Annotated in this window: 11 protein-coding genes; 6 read left to right on the top strand and 5 right to left on the bottom strand. The window is 41.2% G+C overall.

Translation table 11 applies throughout. The annotated features are described in order from the left end of the window. The first annotated feature begins 4 nt into the window (after positions 1-4). The 4 genes from OD355_RS07885 (at position 5) to OD355_RS07870 (ending at position 5502) form a co-directional block, all read left to right on the top strand. On the top strand, positions 5-1777 hold the full coding sequence (locus tag OD355_RS07885) for a right-handed parallel beta-helix repeat-containing protein (protein ID WP_263037920.1): 1773 nt from the start codon (positions 5-7) through the stop codon (positions 1775-1777). 159 nt (positions 1778-1936) lie between these two features. Beyond that, positions 1937-3502 carry a beta-N-acetylhexosaminidase gene (locus tag OD355_RS07880; RefSeq protein ID WP_263037919.1) on the top strand — a complete coding sequence of 522 codons (1566 nt, stop codon included), beginning with the start codon at positions 1937-1939 and terminating at the stop codon, positions 3500-3502. Positions 3503-3582: 80 nt separating this feature from the next. After that, positions 3583-4989 carry an alkaline phosphatase gene (locus OD355_RS07875; RefSeq protein ID WP_263037918.1) on the top strand — a complete coding sequence of 469 codons (1407 nt, stop codon included), beginning with the start codon at positions 3583-3585 and terminating at the stop codon, positions 4987-4989. 324 nt (positions 4990-5313) lie between these two features. Continuing rightward, positions 5314-5502: a hypothetical protein gene (locus OD355_RS07870; RefSeq protein WP_263037917.1), complete on the top strand. Its 189-nt coding sequence runs from the start codon at positions 5314-5316 to the stop codon at positions 5500-5502. Positions 5503-5536: 34 nt separating this feature from the next. On the opposite strand, the gene OD355_RS07865 is transcribed toward OD355_RS07870, so the two are convergent. The 5 genes from OD355_RS07865 to rpiA all read right to left on the bottom strand — a co-directional run bounded on the left by OD355_RS07865 (position 5537) and on the right by rpiA (position 10339). After that, the gene (locus OD355_RS07865; RefSeq protein WP_263037916.1) at positions 5537-6958 is read right to left on the bottom strand and encodes an RtcB family protein; all 1422 of its coding nucleotides are present in this window, start codon (positions 6956-6958) and stop codon (positions 5537-5539) included. Between the two features lie 275 nt (positions 6959-7233). Then, a complete protein-coding gene (locus OD355_RS07860; protein ID WP_263037915.1) occupies positions 7234-8031 on the bottom strand; it encodes an AAA family ATPase in 798 nt (265 codons plus the stop codon). A 234-nt stretch (positions 8032-8265) separates the two neighbouring features. Next, the gene (locus OD355_RS07855) at positions 8266-8550 is read right to left on the bottom strand and encodes a hypothetical protein (protein WP_263037914.1); all 285 of its coding nucleotides are present in this window, start codon (positions 8548-8550) and stop codon (positions 8266-8268) included. Positions 8551-9005: 455 nt separating this feature from the next. Further along, positions 9006-9659 carry an HAD family hydrolase gene (locus OD355_RS07850; RefSeq protein WP_263037913.1) on the bottom strand — a complete coding sequence of 218 codons (654 nt, stop codon included), beginning with the start codon at positions 9657-9659 and terminating at the stop codon, positions 9006-9008. A 2-nt stretch (positions 9660-9661) separates the two neighbouring features. Continuing rightward, entirely contained in the window at positions 9662-10339 is a 678-nt protein-coding gene (gene rpiA / locus OD355_RS07845; protein WP_263037912.1) for a ribose-5-phosphate isomerase RpiA, read from the bottom strand. A gap of 232 nt (positions 10340-10571) precedes the next feature. On the opposite strand from rpiA, the gene OD355_RS07840 reads away from it, so the two are divergent. Both OD355_RS07840 and OD355_RS07835 read left to right on the top strand, forming a co-directional pair. Next, entirely contained in the window at positions 10572-12329 is a 1758-nt protein-coding gene (locus tag OD355_RS07840; RefSeq protein WP_263037964.1) for an amidophosphoribosyltransferase, read from the top strand. Positions 12330-12355: 26 nt separating this feature from the next. After that, positions 12356-12886, top strand: a complete 531-nt coding sequence (locus OD355_RS07835; RefSeq protein ID WP_263037911.1) for a DUF420 domain-containing protein — start codon at positions 12356-12358, stop codon at positions 12884-12886. Positions 12887-12913: the final 27 nt, after the last annotated feature.

Here is a 12913-nt window from a genome sequence, read left to right as displayed (position 1 = left end):
AATCATGATAAAAAAATCGATAATATTTCAGTTACTGGGCATGATACTGTTTTTTATGAGTATAGTTGCCTGTCGAAAAATAGATCAGGAGAGTTTTACGCCCAAAACACCAGAAATCAGTTTCGAACAGCAGGAAGTAAGAGTGGGTAATGATATAGATACTATTGAGGTAGATTTAAAATCAAATTTACCGTGGCGTGTTAAAACTGCGGCTAAATGGTTGTCTATATTAAATGCCAATGGTTCTGCAGATGATAAGGTTAGAGTGGCCATCCAAAAAAACAGAACGACTACCGAACGTCAGGCGACATTGGAAGCCTATATCACAGGAAAAGATAAAACAGAGCTTACCATTATTCAAAATGCAGGCGATCCGGCACCAGACTATACTCGTCATTTTTACGTACGGACAGATGGTTTGGAAGAAAGTGACGGGCTATCGTGGAGTAAATCAACAACTTTAGATGCAGCTTTAGACAGAGCCTTAAGCGGAGATATTATCCATGTAGCAGCGGGAACTTATAAGCCAAAGGTTACTATAACCGGAGGAAATACTTCTGCTGATAAGGATAAGACATTTGAGATAACACAAAATGTGAAGCTTATAGGCGGTTATCCGGAACAGGCAACGGTTGGTGCGGTTGCTAATCCGGAAATTAATAAAACCACCTTAAGTGGTCAGTTGGCAACTGGAAAGGTTTATCATACTATGGTTATTACAGCATTGCCGGAACAGGATAAAAAAGTGGAAATGGATGGTTTTACTATCAGAGATGGAAGTGCGCATTCTGCAAACAGCTCAGTTATAATAAACGGAATCGCAGTGAACAGAAGTTTCGGTGGGGGGCTGGTTGTGGCAGGTAGTAAAGTAGAAATTAAGAATAGTATCATTTCCAATAATGAAACTTCTACTCATTGTGCTGGGGTGTTTTTAACAGGTAATGCCCATGTAACGTTTAGAAATAGTTCTGTGTCCAGTAATTCAGGCTTAGTAGCTACAACAAACGGAGCAGGAATCTGGAATGATGGTTCGACACTTTACATGTATGATAGTGAAGTAGTAGGGAACAGAGGCGGTGGTGTAGGCGGTGGAATATATGCCATAAATACAGCCAGAACTTCATATAATTATCTGTTTAATGTTACCATAGCGAATAACGAAGTGGGGACTATGGGGGCTACTACCCGTACCGGAGCAGGTATATATGCCCGAGAGAAATCTAAATTTGTTATAGTTAACAGTACCATTTATGGTAATAAGAACAATGGGTCTGCGTTTGGAGCGGGTATATCTCTGTATGGGGTTTGTACAGTAGACTTGGTTAATTCAACAGTTTCTAATAATGACGGTGGACAAGGCAATACGGGAGTACCTGCGGGATCCGCAATTTACAATAATCCGGCTCATGCCAATATCTTAAATATTTATAATTCCATTGTCTCTGGCAACACCGGAGCAACAGCAGAAGTAGGAGGCACAAATATCTCCCGTTCTTCCGTTATTGGAACAGGAGTATTCAATTATGATGGTGTTTTGGATGCTCGTCAAAGTTTCGATCCGACTACTGCATTTAATCCTTTCGGAAGATATGGAGGTTTCGGACAAACCGTCCCATTGGCAAATTCTGGAAGCGCAGCTGCAAAGTCTGGAATGAGTACATTGCAACTACAGATTTTAGCTTCAAACCTGGCTTTGGAAAGCGATTTACTATCTGTTGATCAAAATGGAAAAAGCCGATCTGGCAAAACAGTAATGGGAGCTGCAATTCCCCAATAGTTAAAATAAATGAGGGTGTCGCAAAATAAAAAAATGTCATTTCAACCATCTTAAGGAGACTTGTTTACCGGGTGGTAGGAATTTCTTTCTTAAGCGCTCCTGATGATTCGGGATGAACGATGAAAAAAACTTTTGAGACATCCTCTTATAAACCATTTTATGAAATATTTGAATTTAATACATCTTTTTCTGGCTTTATTAGTCAGTAATACCATTTTAGCGCAAACAGAACTATTCATAGTTCCTTATCCAAATAATGTAATGGTAAAAAAAGGTGCATTAAATTTTTCTAAAGGCGTATACATAGTTGGTAATTCAAATCAGAAGACATATTTACAGAAAATACTTAATGAAAGAGGGATTTTAAAAACTACCTGGAAAAAGGGAGTTCAGATTAATCTGCTGTTGAGCGCAAACGCATCTGATAATTCGGAATCATATGAGCTTTCTACTTTTGAAAACAAAGTAGAAATAAAAGCGACTACCGAGGCAGGCATTTTTTACGGAATTCAAAGCTTAAATCAGCTTATCCTCAAATCAATTGAAATCCCTTTGGTGACCATTAAAGATGAGCCCGCCTTTAAATGGCGATCGTTTATGCTGGACGAAGCCCGCTATTTTCATGGAAAGGAAGTTGTAAAGAAGCTTCTGGATGAAATGGCCTTATTAAAAATGAATAAATTCCATTGGCATTTAACTAATGATGCGGGCTGGAGAATAGAAATTAAAGCATTTCCATTACTGACTCAAATAGGTTCTAAAAGAGATAGTACGCAGATAAACGATAGCGGAAAAAAATGGAAGAGCGAAGTTTCGGACTACAAAGCGCATAGTGGTTTTTATACTCAGGAAGACATAAAAGAAATTATCGCTTATGCTGCCGAGCGCCAGATTACGATTATTCCCGAAATTAGTATGCCTGGGCATACTTCTGCGGCAATTGCCAGCTATCCTTATTTGGGAACGACCAAGCAAAAAATTAGGATTCCAACCCGTTTCGGAGTTGAAAGTGCAGTTTTAGACGTTAGTGACGAAAGGGCCAAACATTTCATTCACCAGGTTTTGCGAGAGGTTTCAGAATTATTTCCTTCGCAATATATCCATATAGGAGGCGATGAAGTGAGATTTGATCAATGGAAGAACTCTAAATTGGTGCAGGATTATATGACTAAGCATGCTATCAAAAACTATTATGATCTACATGTTCACTTTACAAACGAAGTATCAAAATTTGTAGAAGATTCTTTGGGTAAAAGGATAATAGGATGGAACGAGATATTGGGGAAAAACGTACATGAATGGGCAAATGAAGAAAATGCAAATACATCATTGTCTAAAAATGCGATAGTCCAATTTTGGAAGGGCGAGGCTAAAGATTTGCTGTTCGGCATAGATAGAGGCTATGAAATTATTAATTCGGATCACCGATTTACTTATCTGGATTATACTTATCAGCAAATTGATTTAAAAAAGGCGTACGGATTTAAACCGGTTCCCCCAGGTTTAAATACAGCCCAGCAGAAACTGATAATAGGCCTTGGTACGCACATGTGGAGTGAGTGGACTCCCACTTTTAATGATATTACATATCAGACTTTTCCGCGTATCGCAGCTTATGCAGAGTCTGGATGGACAAACGCACAGCATAAAGACTTTCCAAGATTTGAAAAGAATATCTCTTACCTGATAAACTATTGGAAATCTAAAAATTATAATTTACCCTAAGTTTTTTAATCTGTTTTACTGGATCATAATATTCTTAGATAGATTACAACAAATTAATATTTTAATTATAATTTTAAAGCATGAGAAGAAGAGATTTTTTCAGGAATGGTTCGTTGGCGTTTTTAGGCACTGCGCTTATTAATCCCGGCATTGGTCAAACAGCAGCGCGCACACAAAAATGGTCTGGCAAAACGGCCAGGAACATCATCTTTATGGTGAGCGACGGCATGAGCAACGGCACTTTGCAAATGGCCGATGCACTCATTTACAGGAAAGAAGGCCGCCACAGCCACTGGGTCCAACTGATGCAGCAGCAAGGCACCAGGCGCGCGCTGATGGATACGGCATCTGCCAGCTCCATTGTTACAGATTCTGCAGCGGCCAGCTCCTCGTGGGGCGGCGGCAAAAGAGTGCCCAACGGTTCGCTGAATGTGAATGCCGACGGCAGCTTTAACAAACCCATTCTGCAGAAATTCAAAGCAAAGGGAAAATCTGTAGGCTGCGTTACCTCTGTGCCCATCACGCATGCCACGCCTGCGGGCTTCTGCGTGAACAGCAATAAAAGAAGCGCCATGGAAGATATTGCGCTTGAGTATCATAAGCTCCGTTTTGATGTAATGATGGGCGGCGGGGTAAATATTTTTAGCGCTGATAAAAGAAAAGATAAACAGGATGTTTTCTCCCTGTTTCGCAACAGCGGCTTTAAAGTGGTGCGCAACAGGCAAGAGATGCTGAGCATCCCTGCAACCAATTCAGCGCCTGTGCTGGGCGTATTCCACGGTGAAAGCCTGCCTTACGAGATCGACAGGAGAAACGATGCTGCGCTGATCAGCAATACGCCGACGCTGGCAGAGATGGCCAAAACTGCCCTGCAGCAACTGAGCAGGAACAAGAATGGCTTTGTGATGCAGATAGAAGGCGGCAAGGTAGACTGGGCAGCACATGCCAATGATGCTGCAGCGCTGCTTTACGACCAGATAGCTTTTGACGATGCGCTGAAAGTAGCTATGGATTTTGTAAACAACAACAAAGACACCCTGCTGATAGTAACTACCGACCACGGCAATGCTAACCCCGGGCTGTTTTACGGCTCAAAGGCCGGTGATAATTTTGATAAATTACAAAGTGTAAAACATTCGAGCGACTGGATACTGATGGGGATCACGAAAGACAATACGGCTGCGCAGGTGAGGGAAAGAATTGAAGCGGCCCATGGCATTGGGGTGAGTACAGAGGAGGCCGGGGAATTATTAAAGCGCTATCAAAAGCTCGATAGCGAGGGTATTTATAACAGTTACAAGCTTCCGTTCAGGGAACTGGCCATTATGGAGCAGAAATATTTCAACATCGGCTTCGGCTCTATGGACCACTCGGGAGACTACGTTGAGCTGACGATGTTTGGCCCCGGCAGTGAGAACCTGCTGCCTTTTGTAAAAAACTACGAACTGCACAATTTCCTTTTGAAAGCGGCAGGCATAATGGCGTAAAACAAATTTCCTCATATAACCAAGTAGGAAAAAAAGGAATACCGGCTTGATCTACAGTAATTTGTTGCCAATGATCCAAGGGCGCTTTGTTTATCTCTGTTTATTTGCTTTGCATACGCATTGTCGCTGCTACAAAGCGCCAGGTTGATGCGGTACTGCCAATAAAATCAGGTTGCAGGTAACCTCCTCTGCAATGCGCAATCTGTATAGAGCACGCACATAGTCTAAATCAAAAAATCGGCACTATAGACCCAGCACTTGTTTGTGGCATTGTTTATGCTTTTGATTAAATTGCATACATTACCTACATTAAAACAGATAGTCATGAACGAAAATAGAGAAGATAAAAATGTAAAATCTGTTGCCAAAAAGCTGGCAGAAGAGCAGTGTAAAGAAGAGCCTGAAATGCATCACCTGCCTACAGATGGTAAGAAGCCGGGTGAGCTGGAAGATTTTAAAAAAAGCCTGGATAACAACCCCGGCAAAAAAGAAAAAACAAATAATGAGGAATAGCGTTGGATAAGATCATTCCCCTCCTGGGATATTCTTATGCTTTCGTACCCGGTGCGGCGCCATCCATCTTTACAATCTTTGGTTTAAAGCTGCCAACAATGTCAACAAGATTGTTCTGGGCGCGCATTACCGCGTCAATGTCTTTATAGGCAAAAGGCGCTTCGTCCAACCCGGCGCCAAGCAGTTTAACACCGGATTTATGTAAAGCTTCTTTTAATTCACTGTGTGAAATGGTCTCCATTGCTTTGGTCCGGCTCATCTTTCTTCCTGCTCCGTGTGAAGCAGAATTCACTGAAGCCTCATTTCCTTTGCCTTTTACAATATAGCCGTTGGCTGTCATACTGCCGGGGATGATGCCCAGCACATCTTTACCCGCCGGTGTGGCTCCTTTCCTGTGCACAATCACATCACGGTTTTCAAATTTTTCCTTCCAAGCAAAATTGTGGTGGTTCTCTACCATCTTTACCGGCCGCTCGCCCAACTGCCTGGCTATTTTTTCATGAATAATGTGGTGGCAGGCGCTTGCATACTCGCCCGCCAGGTTCATGGCTATCCAGTATTCCTGCCCTTCCTGCTCATCCAATGAAAGCCAGGCGAGGTTCCTGGCTTCTGCAGGCAGCCTTCTTTTTTGCATAGCCAATTTGGTATAGTGGCCGGCAATACTGGCTCCCAGCCCACGCGAGCCGGAGTGCGATAGCAAGCCTGTATATTTGCCTTTGGGAATACCTAATATTTCATCATCTTCCTCTATGATCACTTCGCCAAACTCTACAAAATGATTTCCTGAACCGCTGGTGCCGAGCTGCTTCCAGGCTTTTGTGTGCAGGCTTCTCAGCAGACCATGCTCGTAAAATGCTTTATTTTCCATCACAGCATGGTCAGCAGCTTTGTCTAACTGTGCGCCGCTGCCGAATTTAGTATTTTCAATTATTTCTCTTGCAAAGTAATTTTCTTTTTCCTTTAATGCTTTAGGATCGATGTTAAAGACCGACAGGCACATCCTGCAACCAATGTCTACACCCACTCCATAAGGGATTACTTCGTTGGCTGTAGCCAGTACGCCGCCGATAGGTAATCCATATCCGTGGTGCGCATCTGGCATCAGTGCACCGATGACGGCTACAGGTAGTTTGGCTGCTGTATACATCTGGCTCGTGGCGCCTTCTTCAATAAATTCGGCTCCGAAAATATTAAAAGGTACACCCTGGTTGTTTAAGGATGTTTCATAAAGTTCGGTCTTTGCGGCAGGTTTTAATTGTAAGGCAACCGGCGCGAGTCGTTCATCTTCCAGGAAAGCCTGGGGTTTATCCAATACATCTTTTAATATCTTTAACGCCTGCTCCCTGGTATTGTGCTTAAAAAATTTTTTGGCAATATTTATTGCCAGGCTTACCACAGGCCCTTCGGGATAGCCGATTGCTCTTAGTTCCTTGCCGGTGATCTTTAGTTTTTTCATGTGTATAATTTTTATTTTTTCTTTATGGCCACATGGAATAGCCTTTATTCATTCGCGGTTGGTATGCAACTTTGCTTATGGCTATTTCATGTGTGTAAATTTTAGTGCGCCGCTTTACGGCAGTTTTAATGGTTGCCTGGAATTACTTCCAGTGAACTTCTATGCGCTTATTCATGCTCGATTGGTAAACGTGTATGGTTTATGGCTATTTCATTTATAGATTTATACTGCGTAACAGGCTTTGATAATAGCTATAACCATTTGTGTCGAATGCATTAATTCTCTGTCAAAACATGTTCCCTCCTAAAGCCAATAGGGCGTATATTTTGTTCGGCATAATCTGTATTGTTTGCATTCATTAATTCCGCGAGCGTCATTTCCCGTTTTACTGTTATTTCCTTTTCAAGAAACTCGCATAGTTGTTGGGCTTTATCTATTTTCAATTTACCGAATTCATACCTTGCAATAAGCCTGCCTTTACGCATTAATGCATTATCTATGGTTGAAATATTACTATTAAAGGTACATATGATTTGCACATTTAAACAATCGCTCAAAAGCCCGTCACTCAGGTTTAACAGGTTGGAGACTGAAGAAACAGCATTGACTTTTCTGTCCATTATTATATTCTCGGCGTCTTCAATAATAAGTATTGCATTTGGATTATCGATCAGCAAATCAATAAACGTTGGATCCATCAAATTTTCTGCAACGGAGGGCGAAACAAATAAAATACGCTTATCTACTTCTCCGATTAAATATCGTAAATAAGTAGTTTTGCCTGTGCCGGGAAGTCCATGCAAAAGCACAATACCTTTATCGTTAGGTGTTTTGAGCCTTGCAAGAATATCTCTGTGAACCTGTAAAAAATCATCATTATAAAAGTATTCTATATTTAGTTGAGTAGATTTTATATCCAGTGTTTTAAGAATTAACCCGTCTTCGCCATTAACAATAATATTCATCTCGTTTTCTCTTTGCTTTTTCTTTTCTTTAAATATAGATATACTTTTTACAAGCGTTTCAATTTGTTCAGACTTGTTTTGAGGATACAGAAATTCTGCATAAGCCATAGATAATTCTATCAATATTGCTCCTTTCAGCATTATGATTATCATATCGGCTTTTAATTCATTACTTTCATGTGTATATTTTTTATTTTTTCTTTATGGTCACATGGAATAGTCTTTATTCATCCGCGGTTGGTATGCACCTATGCTTATGGCTATTTCATGTGTATATTTTTTAGTGCGCCGCTTTGCGGCTGTTTTTAATGGTCGCATGGAATAACCTTTATTCATCCGCGGTTAGTATGCACCTTTGCTTATGGCTATTTCATGTGCATAATCATTATAGGTATAAATATGTTTTATCTGCGCGTGGAAATTTTGCTGCAAATATTTCAACGCTTCAGTAATATTGATGTCGTTTACCAATGTAATGGATGGGGTATCATTAAAAAGATAAAAATAAAAGGCCTTGCTTTCCAGGTACCTGTTTCTGAAATAAAAATTAAATTCTTTTTTTCTACGGTATAGCCTGAATAGCAAAAGCATTGTACCTAAAATAATCCCGATTATAATTGTTTCCATTTTAAAATTTTTCTTTTGTTTTTTAGCATATAAAAAGCCCGATCATGTTGCGATCGGGCTAATATTATACACTTACATAATTTATATATGCCGATCGCTTAAACCTTCAATAAAATCAATATCATAGACATGGCTATAGTTTTGCTTCAACAAAGCAGTTTCTTCTATTGAAGTCTTTTGTTTATATAAATAATATATGCACATCTTTTTTTTATTTTACACATAAAAAAACCCCGGAACGCCGGGGGTAATTATGTTGAGTATTTCTTAAAAATTATTCTACTACATATCACGTCCCGTAGGTTACAACTTCACCGTTGTTTTCCTGCTTTTTATCAGTGTGTATATTTATATTAAAGTTTATCATGTTACTAATCTTTAGAGATGCAAAATTGTAATCATTTTTTCGAATTAACAAAAAATTCTTAAAAGTGGCCTTCACCGATATTAAAAGATTATTTTAATAATACTGACAATCTTTCATCTTCGAAATCATCTATTATCAATAAAATATTGTTGTAGTCTTCAAAATCTTCTTTCGGGTGAAACGTAGTAATGGCAACTGCTTTCATGCCTGCATTGGCAGCAGCGCGTATACCCATAGGCGAGTCTTCAAAAACAATACAATCTTCAGCCGCCACCTGCATGAGTTTGGCGCATTTTAGAAATACTTCCGGATCGGGTTTGCTTTTTTCCACCTCGTCTGCACAGATGTATCCGCAAAAAAATTTTTCTACAGGCAGGTTGGTGTATACATAATCTACGTTTGATCGCGGCGCGGCCGTGCCGATAGACATGGGAATTTTTTTCAGGTGCGCATTTTCAAGAAAATTGTCCAGGCCTCTGATCAATTTCAGGTCAGGCAAAAAATCTTTTTGATATTGTATTTCTTTTTTCCTGGAAATAGCTTCCATTTCTTCCTCGCTGAAGCCATGCCCTTCGCCCAGCATTCTTTCAAATATCTCTGCTGCTTTGCCGTAAATATGCAGTTTGCTTTCTTCCGCGGTTTTGGTGCATCCGAGCGATTGAAAAACCTTGTACCACGCATCGGCATGATAGTGCATATCATCGATCATGGTTCCGTTCATATCAAAAATAAAAGCCTTCATAATTATCGCTTTGTTGTTATTTCTTCTGTAGATCCGTCTTTTTTTCCTAAAATAAGTTTGTGGGCCCTGCTGATGAACAACCCGCATACAACCACGCCCGGTATATTGTGGATAGAGGTTTCCAGCGATGCGGCATCATTGATCAAGCCAAAATCACAATCAAGAATATAGTTGCCGTTATCCGTTATGAAAGTTTCCTGTTCTTTTTTGCGCAAGGTTGGCTTCGCGCCTAACTTTTCGAGATGTTCTGCTGTTCTTTGCCAGCCAAACGGCACTACTTCCACTGGTATGCCAAACGCGCCTAATTGTGCCACATACTTGCTTTCATCGGCTACAATAATGTAATATTTAGTGATGTTGGCAATGATCTTCTCGCGCAACAATGCGCCGCCGCCTCCTTTGATCATATCGAGTTGCCGGTCTATTTCATCGGCGCCGTCAATGGTGATGTCTATGCTGCTTACCTGCGCGATGTCTGTAAGAGGAATATGAAACTGTTCGGCCAGCTTCTCCGATTGTATGGAAGTGGCTGTACAGGTGAGTTGTAAGCCTTCATTTGCTATCCTTTCACCTATTTTTTTTATTGCCCAGCAGGCGGTTGAACCTGTGCCGAGCCCTATCACCATATTATTTTCTACATAAGCTGCTGCCTGCTCTCCGGCCAGTTGTTTAGGATCCATTCTTGATTTTTTTGAATGGCAAAGGTATCTGAAAATAAAAAGATGTACAAATGGTCTTAAAGCCATATGCGAGCTACAATGTATTATTTTATCTGTTCTTTTTAATAAACATTAGTAACTTTGCTTTCTTTTTCCTGTTTCAATGAGCGACCAAATTAAACACGAGTGCGGATTAGCATTTATCCGGTTAAGAAAACCCTTATCGTATTACCTTGAAAAATACGGAACTGTGATGTACGGTTTAAATAAACTGTACCTGCTGATGGAAAAGCAGCACAACCGCGGGCAGGACGGCGCAGGCATGGCATCGGTGAAGTTAGATACATCTTCCAGCACGCCCTATATGATGCGTTCCCGGAGCAATTCCACACAACCGATTGCCGACATCTTCGGCAAAATTGGCGCTGAGATCAAGGAGCTGGAAGCACACCAGCCGGATATTCAACAGCACCCAGAGTTTATTAAGGCGCATTTACCTGCTTTAGGCGAATTGATGCTTGGCCACTTGCGCTATGGCACGCAGGGAAAAAACAATGTAGAGTTCTGCCACCCTTTCCTGAAACGCAGCCTGGAAAAAAGCAAGAACCTTACACTTGCCGGTAATTTCAATCTGGTAAATACCGAAGAGCTTTTTAATTCTGTAGACCTGAGCATGGGAGAGTTTCAGCGCCAAAGCGATCTCGCTGCCATGATGGAAGTGATATACCATTACCTGGCTATGGAAAGCGACAACACCAACGGCAACCCCAGCTTGCAGAAAGTGCTGGAAAATGCGGCAGCTAAATTCGACGGTGGTTTTACGGTAGGCGGGCTGGTTGGCAACGGTTCCGGTTTTGTGTTGAGAGACGGCAACGGCATTCGGCCAGCTTATTATTATACAGATGATGAAGTGATTGTAGCAGCCAGCGAGCGCGCATCTATACGTACCACTTTTAATATAGGAGAAGACCGCGTGAAACCTTTACCGGCCGGTCATGCATTGATTGTAGATCCGCAGGGTGATTTTAAAGTAGCTCGCGTACTGCCCGAAATGGAAAAACGCGCCTGCAGCTTTGAACGTATTTATTTCAGCCGTGGAGGTGATGAAAAAATATACAGGGAAAGAATAGCGCTTGGCTACCACCTTAGCCAGACTGTGCTGGAAGCTATCAACTACGATCTTAGAAATACCATTTTTTCTTACATACCCAATACTGCAGAAGTAGCCTACTATGGTTTGGTAAAAGGTATGGAAGACTATTTAAATAAAATAAAAGTTGAGCGCATCCTGAGTTGGGAGAAAGATTTTACCAGGGAAAAGCTGGAAGAAATGGTGAACAGGAAGATCCGCCAGGAGAAAATTGCCATCAAGGATGTGAAGATGCGCACCTTTATTACCGCTGATTCCGGCAGGAATGAAATGGTGCAGCACGTTTACGATATTACCTATGGTACCGTGCGTCCCGGCACTGATACGTTGGTAGTAATTGATGATTCTATAGTGCGTGGCACCACTTTAAAAGAAAGCATCATCAGGATGCTTTCCAGGCTGAAGCCTAAAAAAATCATTATAGTTTCTTCTGCGCCGCAGATACGCTACCCCGATTGTTACGGCATAGACATGAGCCGCATGGGCGATTTTATAGCATTTCGAGCTGCACTTGAGCTTTACAACGACAGGGGTATGCAACAGTCCGTGCGCGACATTTACCAGGAATGCAAAGCGCTGGAACAGTTTGACCAGTTGCACACCAAAAATGTTGTGAAACAATTTTACAAACCATTTACGGCTCATGAGATATCCGCAAAAATAGCGCAACTCATTACCGCAGAAGATATTGATATACCGGTGGAAGTGATCTTCCAGACCATTGAAGACCTGCACAACAGTTGCCCTACCAATACAGGCGACTGGTATTTTACCGGCAACTATCCAACGCCGGGCGGCAACAGGGTAGTAAATAAGGCATTCATTAATTTTATGGAAGGTATAGAAACAAGAGCATATTAGCCTTGTAAAAGATTTAATATTCGTATATGCAAAAAAACGATAAGGCGGCCAGGATGATTATTGGCATAGTTTCTCTCGTAATTTTTATAGCCATTGTTGCGCTCGACCGCCATGTGGTACAGGTACCTTACCCCTTCAGCTTTGACGTACATATTTTTGCACTCATCAATGCAGTGATCAATTCATGTGTGGCACTGCTGCTGATGCTGGGTTTCCTTGCCGCGAAACAAAGAAGGTATCTCTTACACAAAAAACTCATGTTGTTCGCAATTATTTTCTCCGTATTGTTCCTGGTGTCATATATCTGCCACCACATGTGGGCGGGCGATACAAGTTTTGGGGCAAAAGGAATGATCCGCTATATTTATTATTTTATTCTCATTACGCATATTATTCTGGCAGGCCTTATTCTCCCGTTTATATTATTTACAGCATACCGCGGCCTCACAGGAGAATATGACAAGCATAGGAAAATAGCGCGTTACACCTTTCCGCTATGGTTGTATGTAGCCGTTACCGGACCGCTTATTTATATTTTAATATCTCCATATTATTAATTCTTCCTTCTAAAATAAGACCAGGAA

The sequence above is a fragment of the Haoranjiania flava genome, assembly GCF_025631005.1.
GTDB lineage: Bacteria > Bacteroidota > Bacteroidia > Chitinophagales > Chitinophagaceae > Haoranjiania > Haoranjiania flava.
Note: the sequence above shows the minus strand (reverse complement) of the source record. Positions and strands in the feature narration are given on the sequence as shown.